This is a genomic window from Arthrobacter sp. TmtSoilC77 (assembly GCF_059739415.1).
Map to the genome: position 1 here is coordinate 2728423 of NZ_AP046050.1, position 20182 is coordinate 2748604.

Annotated in this window: 18 protein-coding genes; 3 read left to right on the forward strand and 15 right to left on the reverse strand. The window is 62.5% G+C overall.

All coding sequences use genetic code 11. The features are described from left to right. Positions 1–163: 163 nt before the first annotated feature. The 12 genes from AC6I99_RS12520 to AC6I99_RS12575 form a co-directional block, all read right to left on the reverse strand. Positions 164–685, reverse strand: a complete 522-nt coding sequence (locus tag AC6I99_RS12520; RefSeq protein ID WP_224090545.1) for a tetratricopeptide repeat protein — start codon at positions 683–685, stop codon at positions 164–166. Next, positions 682–1773, reverse strand: coding sequence for a 3-dehydroquinate synthase (gene aroB, locus AC6I99_RS12525; RefSeq protein WP_497944960.1), 1092 nt, complete (start codon positions 1771–1773; stop codon positions 682–684). The genes AC6I99_RS12520 and aroB overlap by 4 nt, the downstream gene beginning before the upstream one ends. After that, positions 1770–2336, reverse strand: coding sequence for a shikimate kinase (locus AC6I99_RS12530; RefSeq protein ID WP_224090547.1), 567 nt, complete (start codon positions 2334–2336; stop codon positions 1770–1772). The genes aroB and AC6I99_RS12530 overlap by 4 nt, the downstream gene beginning before the upstream one ends. Further along, positions 2336–3535, reverse strand: a complete 1200-nt coding sequence (aroC, locus tag AC6I99_RS12535) for a chorismate synthase (protein WP_224090548.1) — start codon at positions 3533–3535, stop codon at positions 2336–2338. Before aroC ends, AC6I99_RS12530 begins: the two co-directional genes overlap by 1 nt. Positions 3536–3561: 26 nt before the next feature. Beyond that, positions 3562–4416 (reverse strand): shikimate dehydrogenase family protein, encoded by an 855-nt coding sequence (locus tag AC6I99_RS12540; RefSeq protein WP_497947070.1) that lies wholly within the window; start codon positions 4414–4416, stop codon positions 3562–3564. Next, complete coding sequence (mltG, locus tag AC6I99_RS12545; protein ID WP_497944959.1) at positions 4413–6119, reverse strand: endolytic transglycosylase MltG; 1707 nt, start codon at positions 6117–6119, stop codon at positions 4413–4415. The genes AC6I99_RS12540 and mltG overlap by 4 nt, the downstream gene beginning before the upstream one ends. Continuing rightward, positions 6116–6706, reverse strand: a complete 591-nt coding sequence (gene ruvX / locus AC6I99_RS12550; RefSeq protein WP_224090564.1) for a Holliday junction resolvase RuvX — start codon at positions 6704–6706, stop codon at positions 6116–6118. Before ruvX ends, mltG begins: the two co-directional genes overlap by 4 nt. Positions 6707–6708: 2 nt before the next feature. Next, on the reverse strand, positions 6709–9387 hold the full coding sequence (gene alaS / locus AC6I99_RS12555; RefSeq protein WP_497944958.1) for an alanine--tRNA ligase: 2679 nt from the start codon (positions 9385–9387) through the stop codon (positions 6709–6711). 115 nt (positions 9388–9502) lie between these two features. Further along, complete coding sequence (locus AC6I99_RS12560) at positions 9503–9745, reverse strand: DUF6167 family protein (protein ID WP_224090568.1); 243 nt, start codon at positions 9743–9745, stop codon at positions 9503–9505. 22 nt (positions 9746–9767) lie between these two features. Further along, positions 9768–10142 (reverse strand): DUF948 domain-containing protein, encoded by a 375-nt coding sequence (locus tag AC6I99_RS12565; RefSeq protein ID WP_216925653.1) that lies wholly within the window; start codon positions 10140–10142, stop codon positions 9768–9770. 157 nt (positions 10143–10299) lie between these two features. Further along, positions 10300–10920, reverse strand: a complete 621-nt coding sequence (gene rpsD / locus AC6I99_RS12570) for a 30S ribosomal protein S4 (protein WP_216925553.1) — start codon at positions 10918–10920, stop codon at positions 10300–10302. Positions 10921–11087: 167 nt separating this feature from the next. After that, positions 11088–12602 carry a replication-associated recombination protein A gene (locus AC6I99_RS12575; protein ID WP_497944957.1) on the reverse strand — a complete coding sequence of 505 codons (1515 nt, stop codon included), beginning with the start codon at positions 12600–12602 and terminating at the stop codon, positions 11088–11090. Positions 12603–12643: 41 nt separating this feature from the next. Between AC6I99_RS12575 and AC6I99_RS12580 the strand changes: the two genes are divergently transcribed. Next, complete coding sequence (locus AC6I99_RS12580) at positions 12644–13324, forward strand: acVLRF1 family peptidyl-tRNA hydrolase (RefSeq protein WP_309929758.1); 681 nt, start codon at positions 12644–12646, stop codon at positions 13322–13324. Positions 13325–13331: 7 nt separating this feature from the next. Here AC6I99_RS12580 and AC6I99_RS12585 read toward each other — a convergent pair whose 3' ends face one another. The 3 genes from AC6I99_RS12585 to hisS all read right to left on the reverse strand — a co-directional run bounded on the left by AC6I99_RS12585 (position 13332) and on the right by hisS (position 17452). Then, positions 13332–14132, reverse strand: a complete 801-nt coding sequence (locus tag AC6I99_RS12585; RefSeq protein WP_497944956.1) for a GNAT family N-acetyltransferase — start codon at positions 14130–14132, stop codon at positions 13332–13334. A gap of 68 nt (positions 14133–14200) precedes the next feature. Then, on the reverse strand, positions 14201–15994 hold the full coding sequence (aspS, locus tag AC6I99_RS12590) for an aspartate--tRNA ligase (protein ID WP_224090574.1): 1794 nt from the start codon (positions 15992–15994) through the stop codon (positions 14201–14203). A 96-nt stretch (positions 15995–16090) separates the two neighbouring features. Continuing rightward, on the reverse strand, positions 16091–17452 hold the full coding sequence (gene hisS, locus AC6I99_RS12595; RefSeq protein ID WP_497944955.1) for a histidine--tRNA ligase: 1362 nt from the start codon (positions 17450–17452) through the stop codon (positions 16091–16093). A 207-nt stretch (positions 17453–17659) separates the two neighbouring features. Here hisS and AC6I99_RS12600 point away from each other — a divergent pair, with 207 nt between their 5' ends. Next, entirely contained in the window at positions 17660–18454 is a 795-nt protein-coding gene (locus tag AC6I99_RS12600; RefSeq protein WP_497944954.1) for a peptidylprolyl isomerase, read from the forward strand. Positions 18455–18520: 66 nt separating this feature from the next. Beyond that, complete coding sequence (locus AC6I99_RS12605; RefSeq protein ID WP_497961037.1) at positions 18521–20158, forward strand: DUF349 domain-containing protein; 1638 nt, start codon at positions 18521–18523, stop codon at positions 20156–20158. Positions 20159–20182: the final 24 nt, after the last annotated feature.

Genomic DNA, 20182 nt, shown 5'->3' on the forward strand with positions numbered 1-20182 from the left:
ATCCTCTGGTTTCTCTCACTGGTTCTAGCTACGGTTTCTAGCTTCCAGCCGGGTATGCCAGCCAGCATGCCAAAAGGCGTGCCAGCGCGTATTTATCAAAAATCCAAGAACCATTCTACCGGCAAATGGGAAGTGGCTTGGCTTCGGGTGGTTCCAGCCTGGATCAGGACGCGAGTTCCAGCACGTCCCTGGCCCGTTGGAGCGCTACCGCGGAGGAGTAAATCAGCGCGGCATCGGCAGCCTTGGCAACCCTCAGGTCCAGGGCCTTGGCGAACTCTTCGGACGCTGCCAGAGCATTTCCGCTGACGAAATAGGCCCTGCCCAAATACTGGTGGACGATCGCTTCCTTGGACGTGCCCTGGACTTCCTGCAGCAGCTGGCGGAACAGTTGGATGGCACGGTCCAGGCGGTTGGTGGCCCGGTGGACTTCAGCTTCAAAAATCCGCAACCGGAAGGATTCCGGGTCCTTGTAGCGGGCTTCGGCGAGCAATTCCGCCGCTTCCTTTGGCTGGTTTTCCAGCAGCAGCGCCATGATGCGGTCGGCAGGATCTTCCGAAGCGGCCAGCGCAGATTCCAGTGCGTCTTCGTTGACGATGACGGGCAGCAAGGTGTCCGGGTTCGTGCGGACGCCCGGGAATCCTGCGGTTGGCCAATCGCTGACGCCTTCCCTGAGGGTGGTCATCATGAAGCAATCTCCTGGTAGGCAGCAAACAACAGGGACGTATCGGGGACGTCCAGAATGCTGGGCTTGGCTACGCCATCCAGGACAACAAAGCGCAGGAGGTCGCCACGTGACTTCTTATCCCGGCGCATGCCATCCAGCAGGCCTTGCCAACGGTCCTTGCGGTAGGTGATGGGCAAACCAAGGCTCTCAAGGATGGTGCGGTGCCGGTCGGCGTCGGCGTCGGAGAGTCGTCCAACGCTTCGGGCCAGTTCAGCAGCGAACATCATGCCTACCGAAACGGCCGCACCATGGCGCCAGGAGTACCGTTCCACGAGTTCAATGGCATGGCCCAGCGTGTGTCCGTAGTTCAGGATTTCGCGCAGCCCGGATTCCTTGAGGTCCTGGGAGACGACGTTGGCTTTGACCGCAATGGCGCGTTCGATGAGTTCACGGACAACGTCCGACTCCGGATCCATCACGGCGTCCGTGTTCTTTTCCACGAGGTCAAGGATCGCGGGATCGGCGATAAAGCCGCACTTGATGACCTCTGCCATTCCGGAAATCAGCTCATTCCTGGGCAAAGTCTTGAGCGTATCCAGATCCGCCAGTACAGCCGCCGGAGGATGGAACGATCCCACCAGGTTCTTGCCTTCGGCAGTGTTGATACCTGTTTTCCCGCCAACTGAGGCATCCACCATGCCCAACAAGCTGGTGGGCATGTGGATGACTTTGACTCCGCGAAGCCAGGTGGCAGCAACGAATCCGGCGAGGTCGGTCACGGCCCCGCCACCGACGGCAACAATAGCGTCCGAGCGCGTGAAATCGTTCTGCCCCAGCACCTGCCAGCAGAAAGCGGCAACCTGTATGTGCTTGCCTTCTTCGGCATCCGGAATCTCGGCCGTCAGCGCGGTGAAGCCGGCAGCTTCGAGCTCATCGCGGACGGTGTCCCCGGTCAGGCGAAGGGCACGTGGGTGAATGACAAGCACGCGTCGAACCCGCTCGCCAAGTTTGGCGGGAAGGGATTGCAGGAGTCCACGGCCCACGATGACGTCGTAGTTCTCCGTGGTTGATTGGCCGGTCACCTTGATGACAGTTGCTTCGTTGCTCACTTTTCAACTTCCTCTTTCAAGGCTGCATGCTGGCGCAGCCGTTCCTCCAACCGGAGGCCGATTTCAGCCACGGATCCCGAACGGACGTCCAGGACAATGTCTGCGAGACGCTCATACACTGGACGCCTGGTGGCAAACAGAGCTTCCCAACGGGACATTGCGTCGCCCTGCAGCAAAGGCCGTCCGGTGTTTCGCGCGATCCGGTCAGCAACAGTCGAGGCGTCGCATTCCAGGTAAACCACGGTGCACTCCCCCAGCAATTGCTGGGTTCCCGAGTCCAGGACCGCTCCACCACCCAGCGAAATCACTGCTGGTTGTTCCTTGGCAGCCTCGATGGCCTTCGCCACTGCCCGGGCTTCGATTTCCCGGAACGCGTGTTCTCCCCGACCAGCGAAAATGTCAGCGATGCTGCCGTGCGCCGCGACCACCACGGCGTCGGTGTCCACGAAGGGAACGCCGAGTTGCTGCGCCAGTTGCTGGCCAATGGCAGACTTGCCAACTGCCATGGGACCCACCAGGACAACGGGACGGCCAGCGCAGCCGTCCTGGGTAGTGCGGCCCACTACCGGCCGACCGAGTCCAGGGTTGCCGGAATGTTGTCCAGGTAGCTCTGCAGGTTACGCGTGGTCTCGGCAACAGAGTCACCTCCGAATTTCTCGGCAATGGCTTCTGCGAGGACGAGGGCAACCATGGCCTCGGCCACAACGCCCGCTGCCGGAACTGCACAAACGTCCGAACGCTGGTGGTGCGCCTTGGCGGGTTCCCCGGTGCTGACATCAATGGTGCGCAACGCGCGGGGAACAGTGGCAATAGGCTTCATGGCGGCGCGGACGCGCAGAACTTCGCCGATGCTCATTCCACCCTCAATGCCGCCGGCACGGTTGGTCTGACGAATAATTCTGCCGTTCTCATCCTTGAGGATTTCGTCGTGCGCTGCAGAACCACGGCGGGCAGCGGTGAGGAACCCGTCACCGACCTCCACGCCCTTGATGGCCTGGATACCCATCAGCGCAGCGGCCAGGCGGGAATCAAGGCGGCGGTCCCAGTGGACGTAACTGCCCAATCCAGGGGGAAGTCCGTAGGCAAGGACCTCAACCACGCCGCCAAGGGTCTCGCCTTCCTTGTGGGCGGCATCCACCTCGGCGACCATTGCATCGGATGTTTCGCGGTCGAAGCAGCGCAGCGGATCTGCATCAAGGGCGATGACGTCCTTGGGCAGGGGCAACGCCTTGCCCTCGGGTACGGTGACGCTGGCGATGGAAACGGTGTGGCTTACCAATTCCACGCCCAGTTGCTTAAGGAACTGGGCGGCAACGGTACCAAGAGCAACACGGGTGGCGGTTTCACGCGCACTTGCGCGCTCAAGGACCGGACGGGCTTCATCAAAGCCGTACTTCTGCATCCCGGTGAAATCGGCGTGCCCCGGACGCGGGCGCGTCAGAGGTGCGTTGCGGGCTTGGTCGGCAAGTACTTCAGGGTCCACCGGATCAGCAGACATAATCTGCTCCCACTTTGGCCATTCGGTGTTGCCCACCTGAATGGCGACCGGACCACCCTGGGTGATGCCGTGGCGCACACCCCCGAGGATCGTGACTTCATCCTGCTCAAACTTCATGCGGGCGCCACGTCCATAGCCCAGGCGACGACGCGCCAAGGCATCACGGATTTGCCCGCTGGTGAGTTCAACACCGGCGGGCACGCCTTCAACAATTCCGATCAGAGCCGGACCATGGGATTCACCGGCAGTCAACCAACGCAACATATAACCAATCCTGCCATGTAAGGCCTCTAGAACACTCGCCGGGGAAGCCCAACTGAGTCGCACATCACATCTATGACGGAGGCGTCAACGTCACAGCCACTGAACTGCCGGATCTGCTCCGCCGCTTGGTACATCAGCATTTCAAGCCCGGGAACCACCGCTCCCCCATGGCCGTGCCAAACCTCGGCGAGGCGGCTGGGCCACGGGTCATAAGCGACGTCCAGCAAAACCCCTGCCCCTGTTCCTGGCAGGGCAGCAAGCTCTACCGCAAGCGCATCGGCCGCGCGCGGTGGAAAGGTGGAGATGACCAGCCCGGACCCGGCCACGGCAGTGGCCGCCTCACTGAGGGGGCGGAGCCGCAGGGAAATTCCGACGGCGGCCGCAGCGGCCTGGGCGTCGACGGCGCGCGTGGCATCCCGGACGAAAACGTCCACGTGCCCGGCCCCGAGCTCGTGTACGGCAGCAATGGCAGCCGCGGAGGTTCCTCCGCCGCCGAGGACAGCAGCATGTGGTGCCGAAGAGATTCCCGCGTAGCGTACTGCTTCCACGATGCCCGCGACATCGGTGTTGTAACCGATGCGGCGAGCCGAACCGCCGTCGTACTCAAAGGCCACAGTGTTGATAACGCCCAACTGGGCGCCAGCGCCCCGGACCTCGTCAACTTCCCTGACCATGGCCGACTTCAAGGGCATGGTTACCGACAGCCCGCACCATGATCGGTCCCCGCGGAGGGAATCCATGAAGGCCGGAAGCCCATCGACCGTCAGGTCGATTGCCGAGTATTCGATGTCCACGCCGAGCTTGGCATAGGCGGCAGTGTGCATCGCCGGGGACTTCGAATGTGAGATCGGGTGCCCGAGGACAGCGGCGCGACGACTCACACGCACCGTCCGGCGTTGGCCTGGCACCATGCGTTGTATTGCTCAACGTACCTGCTGTGTTCGGCCAGTGTCTTGGAGAACTTGGTCTCCTTGGTGTCCAGGTTGATGGTGACCCAGTACAGGTAATCGTTCTGCGTCGGCTTTGCTGCGGCGTCGATCGCCGTCTTGCCCGGAGAACCGATCGGGCCGGCGGGCAGCCCTGGGTTGGCGTACGTGTTGTAGGTGTTGGACTTATCGGCCTTCTCTTCGTCCGTGAGGTGGAAGGACTTCTTGCCCAGGCCATAAGTCACCGTGGCATCGGACTGGATAAGGCCGTTGGTCTCGGTGTTGTTCGGTTTGAGCCTGTTGTAGATCGCACCAGCGACGTTCCCATAGTCGGCCTGGCCGCCCTCCGCCTGGACGATGCTGGCGATGGTTACGGTGTCGTACTGCTTGGCCGGATCCGTAATTCCTTGGGCCTTGAGCTCATCAAGGGTGCTGGAGACCAACTTCTGGATGATGTCCTTACCCGATGTTCCCAGCGGGAAGCGATACTCTCCGGGAGCGAGGAAGCCCTCCAGGTTCTTGGCCTTCGCAGGCACCCCGAACTGTCCGGGCGCCTGGTTGAAGCCATTCAGCTGTGCCATGGGGATGCCGGAGCCCTTGGAGATAGCCTCCAGCGACTCGTTGATCCGCAGACCTGCGCTCAAGGCGAAGTAGATCACTTTGGAAGCGTCTTTGTTGACGAGGACAGCAACGGCGTCGGAGTTTTTCATCTCGGTACGGAAGGTGAATTCCCCCGGCGAGAGCTCGCCGCCCTCGGTCACGAACTCCTTGACGAAGGAATCGGCGTCCGCCACGACGTGGTTTTCCACCAGCGCGGTTGCCACAGCCTTGGGGCCGGCCCCTTCCGGGACCGTAATGCTGACGGAGCCCGTCCCGGGACCGGGGTAATCAGTGACTTTGTCCATGCCAAGGAGGGGCTTGAGGAATTGTGCCCCGATCGCGATGGCGGCAACAAAGACTCCCAGCGTGATCAGCAAGGCAAGGACCCGACGGCGACGCCGCGCCTTCTTGGCCGCGGCCTTGGACGCCGCCGTAACTTCTACCGGAGCGATGAGGTGGTGGTGCTCGTCATGAAGCTCGTCGTGAAGCTCCATGTGCCCTTCGTGGGCTTCGTAATGGTACTGGGGTGCATGCTCTTCAAACGCATGATCATCCACGTGGACCGAGCCTTCGTGGACGCCGTAGGTGTCGTGGGCCTCGTTGGCATGACCGGCATAGACATGTGCAACAGCCGGGACCGGAAGGGCATCGTCATGGTGCTCCTCTTCCGAAAGCACGGGCTCCACATGTTCGGCAGGAGCAACCGTCGGCAACGCATCCGGAACTGGCGGGACCTCCGGAGAAGCAGCCGCCCGCACAGGTTCCGGGGCCGGGGTTTCAGACTCAGCCGGTTGGGGCGCAACCTGTTCAGGCGCAACCGGTTCAGGCGCAGGGGCTTCAGGCGCAGCAGTTGGCTTGGGAACCGCGGGGATCGGGCGGGGCAGTTCAGGCTCGACATCAGCCGAAGGCGCTGCTTCCCCCGGCGTCGCTTCGGGAACGGGTACGACGTTCTGGTTCTGGGTGGCGAGGAATCGTTCCCGCGCCCGCAGTTCCTTGCGGGTCAGCGGCATGCCGCCGCTGGCGGTTCCGCTGGAGGGGTCGTTGTTGACCGGGCTCACAGTTGCAGTCCCCTCGTAGAAGAATCTGGTTCAGGGCCGGAGGAAGCCTGCAGCGTTGGGGCACTGCTGGATGTATCGGACGGCCCCGGTGCATTTACGCGGCGGCCAACGTCCGTTCCTCTGGCTTTTTGCATGTCGATCGCGTGCTGAAGTATTCCAGCAGCGGCAACCTGATCAACCACTTTACGGTGGTTCTTGCTGCTCATGCCAGCTTCGTGCAGGTTGCGGTGCGCCGTAACAGTGGAAAGACGCTCATCCACGAGGTTCACGGGAACGTCCAAACCGGTTCGGGCGAGCTCGCCCGCAAGCAGTTCGGCGTACTCCGTTGCCATCTGCGCGGAGCTTCGTTCCTCCCCTTTCATGGTCTTTGGAAGGCCCACGAAAATCTGTACGGCCCGCATTTCCATAGCCTGTTTAACCACCACGCGAACGTCGGAGTTCTTTTTGGCGTCGCGGCCCACTGTCTTGAAAGGCGTGGCCAGGATTTCGTCGGGGTCGCAAATGGCCAGCCCAACCCTGACGGTGCCGACGTCTACCCCCAGCTTGATGCCTTGGGGGTAGACGCCGCTGTTCGTACTGGAATTCACCGTTAGCGCTTGGCTATCGCATCCACCACCGCTGTGAGGGCCTCAGAGACCTTCCCAGCGTCGGTGCCGCCGCCTTGGGCGACATCGTCCTTGCCGCCGCCACCACCACCGAGGATGCCCGCGGCAAGGCGCACCAAAGCTCCGGCCTTCACGCCGGCTTCGCGGGCAGCCTCATTAGTGGCGATCAAAATGACGGGCCGGTCGTTGCTGACACCGGCAACGGCCACAGTAGCGGCTTCGGAGCCCAAGCGGCTGCGGAGGTCCAGGGCAAGGTTCCGGAGATCGTCTGCTCCACCCACCTGGCCGGCGTCGTGGGCTACAACCCGCACACCCGCGGCGTCCTTGGCGGTACCCACCAGGTTGGCGGCCGCTGCAGCCAGCTGCTCCTTGCGAAGGCGGTCGAGTTCCTTCTCTGTTGCCTTCAACTTGTTCAAGGTGCTGGAGATGCGGTCGGCGAGCTGGCCGGAGGGAACCTTCAACAGTTCTGTGAGTTCCGTAACGAGTGCCCGCTCGGCCGCCAGGTGGCGGAAAGCGTCCAAGCCCACGAAGGCCTCCACACGGCGGTTTCCGGAACCAACCGACTGCTCACCCAACAGGGAAAGGCTGCCAATAAGGGAAGTATTGGACACGTGCGTGCCACCACAAAGCTCGCGGGACCACGCGCCGTCGATCTCCACGACGCGTACTTCACTGCCGTAGTTCTCGCCGAACAGGGCCATGGCGCCCAGGGCCTTGGCCTCGGCCAAGCCCATGACCTTGGTGTCTACCCGGTAGTTGTTCCGGATGGCGATGTTGGAAACCTCTTCAATTTCCGAACGCGTGGCGGGGCTCAGGCCCTCACCCCAGGCGAAGTCGAAGCGGAGGTAGCCGGCTTTGTTGTAGGAACCACGCTGGGTAGCTTCCGGGCCCAGGATCTGGTGCAGCGCGGCATGCACAATGTGCGTGCCAGTGTGCGCCTGCTCGGCCGCGTGGCGCCGTTCACGGTCGACGGCGGCGCGCACCAGGGCATCGGTGGCGATCTCACCTTCCCGGACGATTGCCTTATGGACGCTCAGACCCTTTACCGGGCGCTGGACGTCCAGGACCTCGACGACGAATCCGTCGCCGGTGATCAGGCCGGTATCGGCCGACTGTCCACCGGCTTCTGCATAGAACGGCGTCTCATTGAGGACCACTTCGATTTCGTCGCCCGTGGAAGCGTGCGCCACGCGCCGACCGCCGCTGACGATGCCGCGGACCTTGGACTCGCCCTCAAGCTCGTCGTAACCGGTAAAGGTAGTCTCGCCCTGGCCAAGCATCTCCTGGTAGGCGGTAAGATCGGCGTGGCCGCCCTTCTTGCCCTTGGCATCTGCCTGTGCGCGCTGACGCTGTTCAAGCATGAGCGAGCGGAAGCCGGCTTCGTCAACCTTAAGGCCGGCTTCTTCAGCCATTTCCAAGGTGAGGTCAATGGGGAAACCGTAGGTGTCATGCAGCGCAAAAGCATCGGCGCCGGACAAGGGAACCCCTGCAGCCTTCGATTCGGCCACTGCATCCTCCAGGCGGGCTGTACCCGAGGCAATGGTGCGCAGGAACGCCTTTTCCTCGGCGTAAGCGATACGGCTGATGCGCGCAAAGTCCGTCTCCACTACCGGGTAGACACCCTTCATGGCGTCACGGGAAGCAGGAAGAAGGTCCGGCAGGCAAGCCTTCTCGACACCGAGCAGGCGCATCGCACGGACGGCCCGGCGGATCAGCCGGCGCAGGACATAGCCACGGCCTTCGTTCGAAGGTGCTACTCCGTCAGCAATAAGCATCAGGGCCGAGCGGATGTGGTCGGCAACAACACGCATCCGGACGTCGTCAGTATGGTGGGGGTCATCTGCTGACTCGGCAGAGGTGTATTCACGGCCGGACAGCTCTGCAGCCTTGTCAATGACAGGACGGACCTGGTCCGTCTCATACATGTTCTCGACGCCCTGGAGGATCATCGCGAGGCGTTCCATGCCCAGGCCGGTGTCAATGTTCTTGTTCGGCAGTTCGCCCACGATGTCGAAGTCCACCTTGGAACGCACGTTTTCGATCTGGTACTGCATGAACACGAGGTTCCAGATTTCGATGTAGCGCGTTTCGTCGGCAATCGGGCCGCCTTCAATACCGTACTCGGGACCGCGGTCGTAGTAGATCTCCGAGCAGGGCCCTGCGGGACCGGGCTGGCCCGTGTGCCAGTAATTATCCGACTTGCCCATGCGCTGGATGCGTTCTGCCGGAATGCCCGTGTTCTTGAGCCACAGTTCCTGGGCTTCGTCGTCTTCCTCGTAGACCGTCACCCAGAGGCGTTCGGCAGGAAGCCCATAGCCGCCGTCGTCAACGCTCTTGGTGAGCAGCTCGAAAGCGAACTTGATGGCATCTTCCTTGAAGTAGTCCCCGAAGGAGAAGTTGCCGCACATCTGGAAGAACGTGCCGTGCCGTGCCGTCTTGCCGACTTCCTCGATGTCGCCGGTGCGGATACACTTCTGGACGCTCGTGGCGCGTGTGTAGGGAGGCTCTTCGCGGGCCGTCAAGTAAGGAATGAACGGCACCATGCCTGCCACAGTAAAGAGAAGTGACGGGTCGCTGGAAACGAGCGACGCGGAGGGAACGGCGGTGTGGCCCTTGCTGACAAAAAAGTCCACCCAGCGTTTGGTGATCTCCTGCGACTTCATTAGCTGATTACTTACCCTTCTCAATTCACTGCACACGTTGTGCGCGGCACCGGCTGTTGCCGTTCCGCAGCTTTCCATTCTGCCTTGTTGTGGGCTCTGGGGCGAACCGTGTTCGCTAGCGCCGGGCGGGGCTGGTGTTGATATCCGCACTCTGAATGCCCAGCGCGGACCTCAAGTCCTCTTCGCGTTCATGCATGCCTGAGCGCACCGCATCCGCGAAATCGAACAAGCCGTCGGCAAGGCGCCCAACTGCACGGTTCAAGCCATCCGGGCCGATAGTGGCCTTGGCCTCGGTGACCTTGCGGAAGGCAATAATGCCAATCGCCACCCCAATGCCCATCCAAACGATTCTTTTCATGTGTTCCTGGTCTCCAATTGGTTCAGCGGCTGCGACGGCCGGAGGAAGGAGCGCGACGGCCCGCGAAGGCCGAACGGACACCATAGCTGAAGGCTGCAACCTTGATCAGCGGCGAACCAACAGTCGCAGCCACCAGCGAGGACAGGGCGGAAATGTTCGCCGATGCGTCGGACACGTTCGATGCGATGCCGTCGACTTTTTTCAGTTGCTGGTTGGTAGTGGAAACCGTTGCGGTTACTTCGTCCATGAGGGGCGTCGCCCCGTCGCTGATGGATCGGATGGTGGTGCGCACTTCGTCAAAGACGCCACCGAGCTTCAGGATAGGCACGGCCAACAGCAGGACCAGCAGTGCGAACACTCCTGCCGCAATCAGGCCGGCGATGTCGCCACCAGACATAGAATTCATCTCCTAGATTGTTGCGCTGCCCGGCACGGCCGGTATCCGGCTTCGACCAAGGCCTCCCCAGTACCCTATCGAAAAAACGTCAGTACCCTACCTACAAAGAAAGCCCGCGGCGTGTGCCACGGGCTTTCTTTGTAATCGCTGCTTGAATTTAGCGGGCGTAGAATTCGACGACGAGCTGCTCTTCGCAGATCACGGGGACCTCGGAGCGCTTCGGGCGGCGAACCAGGCGGGCCTGCAGGGCGTCCAGCTTGACGTCCAGGTATGCCGGCACGTTGTTCAGGGCGTGGGCACCAGCAGCTGCGACCTGGAACGGAGCCATGACCTCGGAGCGGCTGTGAACGTGGATGAGCTGGCCTTCGCCAACGCGGAAGGACGGGCGGTCCACGCGGATGCCGTCAACCATGATGTGGCGGTGCACAACGAGCTGGCGGGCCTGTGCGATGGTGCGGGCGAAGCCTGCACGCAGTACGAGGGCATCCAAACGCATTTCGAGCAGCTCAACCAGGTTTTCACCGGTGAGGCCCTTGGTGCGGCGTGCTTCTTCGAAGGCACGGGTCATCTGGGCTTCGCGGATGCCGTACTGGGCGCGGAGACGCTGCTTTTCGCGCAGACGTACGGCGTAGTCGGAGTCCTGCTTCTTGCGGGCACGGCCGTGCTCACCGGGGCCGTACGGGCGGCGCTCCATGTACTTGGCGGCCTTGGGGGTCAGAGCAATGCCGAGTGCACGCGAAAGGCGTGCGGTACGGCGAGCACGAGTGTTGTTAGCCACTTGTGTCCTTCCAAATTACTGCGGTGTGTCAGTGTTACTGGCCTCCATCAGGGAGAGCATCGGCCAACCGCTGCCTTTTGCTACTGGCCCGCGGCACAGCTCCATTGAAGGAAACTTCAAAGGGATTGTGCGTCGGGTCATGCCAGACAAGCAACTATCCTACCACGCTACTGTCCCCGGATGATCTTCCGGAGCCGTTCCAGCCTGGCAGCTATATCGCGTTCGGCGCCGTTGTTGGTCGGCTCGTAGTAGTCCTTTCCCACGAGGTCATCCGGCGGGTACTGCTGGGTCGCCACCCCGTGCGGTTCATCATGCGCGTACTTGTAGCTCTTGCCATGTCCCAATTGCTTGGCACCTGGATAGTGCGCGTCCCGCAGATGCATGGGGATGCCGCCGCCGAAACCGGCACGGACGTCGGCAACCGCCTTGTTCAAGCCCATGTACGCCGCATTGGACTTGGGAGCGGTGGCAAGGTGGACAACAGCTTCGGCCAGGACAATCCGGCCTTCCGGCATCCCTATCAACTGGACCGCCTGTGCCGCTGCCACAGCTGTTTGCAAAGCGGTGGGATCGGCCATGCCGATGTCTTCCGCCGCGGAGATGATGATGCGCCGCGCCACGAACCTCGGGTCCTCCCCCGCCTCCAGCATCCGCGCCAGATAGTGAAGGGAGGCATCAACGTCCGAGCCCCTGATGGACTTGATGAACGCACTGGCGACGTCGTAGTGCTGGTCGCCGGCCCTGTCATAACGAACAGCAGCTGCGTCCAGGGCACGCTCGGTGTGCTTGAGTTCCACCAGCACCGGCGCGTCGGGGGCGCCGTCGCCGGCAAGCCCCGGTTCGCCGTCGTCGGTGACGTTGGTCCCGTCCGTGACGCTGGTCCCGTCGGTTCCGCCTTCCCCTTCGACGACGGTTGAAACGGCATTGCTGTCTCCGAACGCGACGCCGGCCGCAGCTTCCAAGGCGGTCAGGGCCCTTCGGGCGTCACCTCCGGAGAGCCGCACCAAGTGATCCAAAGCCTCGGGACTGAGTTCCACACGCCCGGCAAGGCCACGGGCATCAGCAACAGCCCGCTGCAACAGACCGGCAATGTCGTCATCCGTCAGTGGCTTCAGCGTCAGCAGAAGCGAGCGGGACAGCAGCGGTGATACCACCGAGAACGACGGGTTCTCCGTGGTGGCCGCCACCAGGACCACCCACCGGTTTTCAACGCCAGGCAACAGTGCGTCCTGCTGCGCCTTGTTGAACCGGTGGATTTCATCGAGGAACAGGACAGTGGTCTTCTTGTAAAGGTCCCGGGCGGTCAAAGCCTCATCCATTACCCGGCGAACATCCTTCACACCGGCAGTAATGGCAGACAATTCCACGAACTTCCGCCCCGGTCCGCGGGCGATGACATGTGCCAACGTCGTTTTCCCGGTTCCGGGAGGCCCCCAGAGAATGACTGAACTGGGCCCTGCCGGGCCGGCAGCTTCTGCGCCCGCGGCGAGCTGGCGAAGCGGGGAACCGTGTCCCAACAGGTGCTGTTGACCCACCACGTCATCCAAGGTCCGGGGGCGCATCCGAACTGCCAGCGGGCTCCGCTGGGACGCCATCCACGCGGCGTCGGAGGCTACCCCTGCGGCAGGCAGATCCTCCGACTCGTCGTCGTTGTTTGCACCGGCACCAAAGAGATCTTCCACATGGATAGGCTACTCATAGTTCCAACAAAGGAGACATCGACGTGGACCGCCGCGCATCCGCCCCGCAACAACGGCCGCCGAGGGCCTCCAGCCGCACGGCCCTCGTGCCGGCATCACGGCTGGTGGGTTGGGTGGATCGCTTTGCCGGAAGCCATGGCCCACTCACTGAAGAGACTGACGACGGCGGCCTCCTCCTCCGCGCCGCTGACGGGGCTTCTGCCCTTCTGAAGGCACCCTGGCCGGTCGATGGACGTCCAGGCCGTGGCGCCACTGACATCGAACGGCTTGCCGCTCTTGCAGGCCAGGAACGTGGTCTGGGTATCCTGCTGGTGCGTCGGGGCGGTTTCGCTGTGGCCGTGGCGAGCGGCAGCAAGGTCCTGGAATCCAAAAGCGGTAACCGCTATGTTCAGTCCAGAACGGCTGCAGGTGGCCAATCCCAACAACGTTATGCCCGGCGCCGCTCCAACCAGGCGGACGCATTGGTGGACTCCGCAGCGGAACAGGCCGCGCGCATTTTCGCCGGCCACCGTGTTGAGTACATTGTTCCCGGCGGGGACAGAGCCTTGGTGGACCTGGTCCTGGCGCAACCCTCCCTGCGGGCCCTGGCCAGCCGAAGCCAACTTGCCTTCCTGGATGTACAGGAACCCAAAACTGCTGCGCTTGCAAAAGCTGCTTCGGATGCTTGTTCCATCCGGATCCTGGTGACTGATCCAGCACCGTAACTGCGGCTCAGCAGCCTCCCGGCGCCCGCCTCAAAGGAGCCTGCCGATACAGATAGCTTCCTTGTTCCACGAACCCGGCCCGCGAATACAACGCCTGGGCACCGCGGTTGGATGCAGTGACCAACAGCCAAAAACCTTGGAGATTGCGGGCCGCCCCCTGCTCCAGCAGCGCTGTCAGGACCATGGTCCCGTATCCCCGCCTGCGGTGGGTGACCGAGGTCGCCATGCCGTAGAGGCCTCCCCAGCCGTCCACCAGGGCGAGGCGTCCGACGGCGGCCGGTACGCCGTCGTCGTCCCTCACCAGCGCGTACAGAGACTTGCATCCGGTAAGAATGGTGCGGGCAACCTCGAGTTCCACCTCGCCACCGCGACCATCCACGGACCACCACAAGCGAAGCCATTCATCGGTGGGAGTGTCCGAGACCTCTACGCCCTTGGGCCCGGCACTTAAGGTCTCCAAGGCGTCCATGCCCCGGACCATAATCAGGGTCTCGGACTGTCTGGTGAAGCGTTGCCCGTCCAGGACGGCGTTAAGGCCTGCACTACGGGAGTCATCGAATATCTGGAAAATGAGCGGGAGACGCCGCTGCCTGTACCAGGCTGATGCCGAACTGACTGACCGCGCTATGTCTTCAGTTCCGCCCAGACCTGCAGTTCCGGCCGCACCAGGCAGGTTCCTCGGCCACACGGAGTTCGCCCTCTGCGTGACCCCGGAGGACGCGCGAAGCACCCAATCCCCCGTGTCATTGCGCTCCACGGCCGGCCACGCCTTATCCATGAGGGTTTCCAAGAATGCTTGTTCCAACAACCCGGCGCCTTTCATCTGCAGGAACACCAAGGGCCCCCCACATGAGTGGGGAGCCCTTGGCTAGCGTCTTATTCGGACTTGGTCTCCGGCTTGGCCGCAGGCTTGGTTTCCGGCTTGAAGTCGACGCCGGCTTCCTTCCGCTGCTGTGCCGTAATCGGGGCAGGAGCGGCAGTCAGCGGGTCAAAGCCGTTGCCGGTCTTCGGGAAGGCGATGACGTCGCGGATGGACTCGACACCAGCGAGCAGAGCCACTACGCGGTCCCAACCCAGTGCGATTCCGCCGTGCGGTGGCGCGCCGTACTTGAAGCCCTCCAACAGGAAGCCGAACTTGGTCTGGGCGTCCTCCTTGTCCAGGCCCATGAGCTGGAAGACGCGTTCCTGGACTTCGCGCTCATGGATACGGATGGAGCCACCACCGATTTCGTTGCCGTTGCACACGATGTCGTAGGCGTAGGACAGAGCCGACTCAGGATCCTTGTCAAAGGTGTCAAGGAACTCCGGCTTGGGAGAGGTGAAGGCGTGGTGCACGGCTGTCCACTGCCCGGCACCCACAGCGACGTCACCGGAGGCAACGGCAGCGGCAGCGGGCTCGAACATCGGCGCGTCCACGATCCATACGAAGGCCCAGTCGTTGGGATCGATCAGGCCAGTGCGGTGGCCAATTTCAACACGTGCAGCGCCAAGGAGGGCCCGTGATGCGGACTTCTCGCCGGCGGCGAAGAAGATGCAGTCACCCGGCTTGGCACCAACGGCGTCGGCCAGGCCGGCCCGCTCTTCGTCGGTGAGGTTCTTGGCCACGGGGCCGGCGAGTTCGCCGTCTTCCTTGTAAAGAACGTAGGCCAGTCCCTTTGCGCCACGCTGCTTTGCCCATTCTTGCCAGGCATCCAAGGCACGGCGCGCCTGCGAAGCACCCCCTGGCATGACGACGGCGCCAACATAAGGTGCCTTGAAGACGCCGAAGTTGGTGTCCTTGAAGAACTCCGTCAACTCGGTCAGCTCCAGGCCGAAGCGCAGGTCCGGCTTGTCGGAACCGTACTTTGCCATGGCGTCCAGGTACGTCATGCGCCGGATGGGCGTGGGGACCTCGACGTCGATCAGCTGCCACAGGGCCTTCACAATTGCTTCACCGAGCTCGATGACATCGTCCTGGTCAACGAAGCTGGCCTCGATGTCCAACTGGGTGAATTCGGGCTGGCGGTCCGCGCGGAAGTCTTCGTCACGGTAGCAGCGGGCGATCTGGTAGTACTTTTCGAATCCGCCCACCTGGAGCAGCTGCTTGAAAAGCTGCGGCGACTGCGGCAGCGCGTACCAGGAACCCGGGGCAAGCCGGGCGGGGACGACGAAGTCGCGGGCGCCTTCCGGCGTCGAACGCGTCAACGTGGGTGTTTCAATCTCGACGTAGCCCCGCTGGTGCAGCAACTCGCGGGCAATGCGGTTTGCCTCTGAGCGGAGGCGGAGGTTCCGTGCGGGGCCAGGGCGGCGAAGGTCAAGGTAGCGGTGCTTAAGGCGCGCTTCTTCGCCCACTTCGACGTGCTCGTCGATCTGGAACGGCAGGGGGTCCGAGGTATTCAGGATGATGACCTTGTCCGCAATGACCTCGATCTCGCCGGTAGCCAGCGCAGGGTTTTCATTGCCTTCAGGACGCTTGTTGACGGTACCCGTCACCTGCAGGACGTATTCGTTCCGCAGGCCGTGGAAGACCTCTTCTTCACGGACAACCACCTGGGCGACACCGGAAGCGTCACGAAGGTCAACGAATGCAACGCCACCGTGATCACGGCGGCGGCCCACCCAGCCGGCCAGGGTAACGGTTTGTCCAATGTGCTCGGAGCGAAGTGATCCGAGGTCATGTGTGCGCAGCACAGCATTCCTTTCAGCATGAATTTTCAAGGGATCATTGCAAAGACGATCCCGTCCGAGTTTACCCGCCCCGGCCGCGGCTGAATCACCTGGCCTGGGTCAGGCGGTGATGACACGGACGTGCAGATCTTCCTCCGACGGCGACCAGCTGGCCGGGTCCGCGTCCACCTGCACGCCGGACCGGATGTCCTTGACCTGGTGCTTGCCGTCATCGTCAGTGAACCAAACAAACGGAATTCCGCGACGATCCGCGAACTTGATCTGCTTGCCGAACTTTTCAGCTTTCGCGGCAACTTCAGTAGCAATACCGCGGCCGCGAAGCTGTGCCGCGACGTCCTGTGCCGCGGACCAACTGTCGTCGTTGTTCAAAGCGACCAGGACAGCAGTGGGCACCGCACGGGTAGCCGTTGCAAGCTCCTGGCTCAGGATCCGCGAGACCAGGCGGGTGACGCCGATGGACAGGCCGACGCCCGGGAACTTCCGGTTTCCCTTGCTGGCCAGGGCGTCGTACCGGCCGCCCGAGCAAATGGAGCCAAGTTGTTCGTGTCCTACCAGGACGGTTTCGACGACGGTTCCCGTGTAATAGTCAAGTCCCCGGGCGATACTGAGGTCTGCGACCACCTTGCCGGGTGCGCGCTGGACGGCGGCCTCAATGACCTGCTGGAGTTCGCTCAAGCCTTCCTCGAGAAGGTCATCAGTCACCCCAAGGGCACGTACCTGCTCCACGAACGAGGTGTCCTCGGTGCGGATGGTGGCAAGCTTGAGCGCCAGTGCCGCCTGCTCATCCGAGGCGCCAAGCTCGCTCTTGAGCAGCTCAGCGACTTTGCCTTCGCCAATCTTTTCGAGTTTGTCGATGCTCCGCAGGACTCCGGCCGTATCAGTCAGGCCAATACCGCGGTAGAAGCCCTCAGCCAGCTTGCGGTTGTTGATCCGGAGGCGGAAGTCCGGAATCGGGAGGGCGCTCAGGGCCCCGGCGATGACCAGCGCAATTTCGACGTCGTAGCGGAACGGCAACTCGCCATCGCCCACCACATCAATATCTGCCTGGGTGAATTCGCGGGCACGGCCTTCCTGCGGACGCTCACCACGCCAGACCTTCTGGATCTGGTAGCGGCGGAAGGGGAAGGCCAGATAACCCGCGTTCTCCACGACGTAGCGTGCGAAGGGAACAGTGAGGTCAAAGTGCAGGGCAAGCGCATTCGGATCAGCTTTGTCTGCCTTGTCCGTAGTGGTTGACCGGGAATCTTCTTCGTCGTACTGCAGGCGACTCAGGCCATAGACCTCTTTGTCGATCTCGCCTTTCCGCAGCAACTGGCCGACCGTTTCAACGGCACGCGTTTCAATGGAGGAGAAACCGTGCAGTTCGAACGTTTTCCGGAGTGTGTCCAGCACGTGGAGCTCCACCAACCGCTCCTGGGGAAGCCACTCGGGGAATCCGGACAGGGAGGCGGTACGTGCCATGGTGGATAAATCTCCTCGATGAAAGCTGACTCAGGAATGAGCACCGCAGCTTTAAAGGCCTTTTCGGCGATTATGGGGCGGGCGTCCAGCCGGTCATGCATAAACTATGTGCGGCAGCCAGTTTATGCTTTCCGCGCGTGCACATCTAATGCAGCATGCCCGGTCCCTGCAGGCGGCCGGCGAACGTGGACACAATCAGGAGGACTCTTGGCAACAAGGTCGCGGGATGACCGCGAAGCGAGACGCCGTATCCGGCAGATGGAAGCCAAGCGTGCCCTGCGGCAGGAACAGGGCAAGCGGCGCAAACGCGACAACACTGTTGCCATCGGCGCGGGCGCTGCGGCTGTGATCCTCGCGGTGGTGCTGCAACTGACTGTTTTCAGTTCCAACCCCACTGAGGCAGAGTTCGCCGCCGCAGAGGCCGGACTGAACTCTCCGTCGGCCTCTCCTTCGGCCTCCAACAGCGCAGACATACCCAGCCCGGACACCGCAGCCGGTAAGACCTTCACCGGTGAGCTCGCACTGAACAGCGGCGTTGTGGGAGTGGAACTGAACGGAACTGCTGCACCCCAGGCGGCGGCCGTCATCAAGTCCCTCACCGATGCCGGCTACTACAACGGAGCCTTCTGCCACCGCCTGACAACGTCCGACACGTTCGGCCTCCTGCAATGCGGAGCCAAGTCCGAAGACGGCGCAGATGATCCCAATTACCGCTGGGGTCCCCTGGAGAACACACCAACGGACAACACATACCGGGCTGGAACAATCGCCGTCGCCCGTTCGGGAAACAACGCCTACGGCAACGGTCATCAGTTCTTCATTGTGTATAAGGACACGACAATTCCTGCGGACACGGCCGGTGGTTACACAGTGGTCGGCAAAGTCACCAGCGGTTTGGACGTGGTCACGAAAATCGCTGCGGCCGGCCTGAAACCGGGCGAAAACGCGACCGACGGCGCCCCTGTGGCACCTGTCACGATAGACTCGTTTTCTCTGAAGTAACCAGCCTTTGGCCCCGGTCCGGGGTGCAGTACCTTAGCAGTCCCTCCAAGCGAAAGACTTTTAGCGGTGACAGACAGTCAGAAATCCGACGAAACAGCAGTAGTGGCCAACCAAGACGCAGTCGAGGCAAACAGCCTGAACGGCACTGAAGCAGCACCTGCGACTGAACAAACTCCCGCAGTTGCGGCCGACGAAACACCGGCAGCAACCGAGGCCCCTGCCGCTGAAGAAACGCCTGCGACAGAAGAAACGCCTGCACCCGCAGCGGAGGAAGCACCAGCGGCTGAGGCGGCACCCGCAGCGGAGGAAGCACCAGCGGCTGAGGCGGCACCCGCAGCGGAGGAAGCCAAGCCTGCCGATTCGCGTCCCACTCCTTCCCCTGCTGCCTTTGCGGCCCGCCCGAAGGCGCCTGCCGCCGTCGTTCCTGCTGCGCCTGCAGTGTCTGCCGCCTCGCTTGCAGAGGCAGCCAAGTGGGGACGCGCCGAAGGTGACGGCCACGTATTCCTCACTTTGGATGGCGAAGAGATTGCCGTTGGCCAGTATCCCGGTGTCAGCCCTGACGAAGCCCTGGGCTACTTCGCCCGGAAGTACGACGACGTCATTGCCCAGATAGTCCTGCTGGAACACCGCGTGGAATCCAAAGCCCCGGCAACGGACATGCAGAAGACGGTGACCCACCTCCGCGAGCAGCTCGCAGAGCGCAACATGGTGGGCGATATCCGTTCGGCCGAAGCACGCCTGGACACGCTGTCCGAACAGATCGCCGAGCTGGAAAAGTCCGAGAAGGCGGCCCATGAAGCCGTCCGCGCCAACGAGCTTGCTGCGCGCGAAGCCATCGTGGCAGAGGCGGAGTCCATCGCTGGCCAGGATCCTGCGCAAATCCAATGGAAGACGTCCAGTGCGCGGATGAACGAACTCTTCGAGACGTGGAAGGCTGCGCAGAAGAGCGGTGTCCGTCTTGGCCGGAGCAATGAAGACGCACTTTGGAAGCGCTTCCGCTCGGCACGCACTGTATTCGATCGCCATCGCCGCGCGTACTTCTCGCAGCTGGACAGCAACAATTCTGCGGCCAAGGTAGCCAAGGAAGCGTTGATCGCGGAGGCCGAGGCGCTTTCCTCTTCCACTGACTGGGGTTACGCCGCCGGTGAATACCGCAGGCTCATGGATCAGTGGAAGGCCACCCCGCGCGCCAGCCGCAAGGATGACGACGCCCTATGGGGCCGCTTCCGGGCCGCGCAGGATGTGTTCTTCAGCAATCGGCAGGCTGCGAACGACCAGATCGACCAGGAGTACACCGCCAACCTTGCAGTCAAGGAGCAGCTGGTAGCTGAGGCCCAGGCGCTGCTGCCGATCAACGATCTCAACGCAACCAAGAAGGCCCTGCAGTCCATTCGTGACCGCTGGGAAGATGCCGGCAAGGTCCCGAGGGCGGACATGGGCCGCATCGAGGCCGGCCTTCGCAAGGTGGAGGACGCAGTCCGCGAGGCTGAGGAGGAGAAGTGGCGCCGGAGCAATCCGGAGACCAAGGCCCGCACCAACAGCGCTTTGTCGCAGCTTGAGTCCGCGATTGCCGGGCTCAAGGAGGATCTGGAGAAAGCTGAAAAAGCCGGAGACCAGCGCCGCATCAAGGCTGCGCGGGAAGCTCTTGAAGCACGTCAGGCGTGGCTGGACCAGATCCAGCGCTCAGCGAGCGACCTCGCCTGACGCAGCCTTGGGTTCATGTTGAGC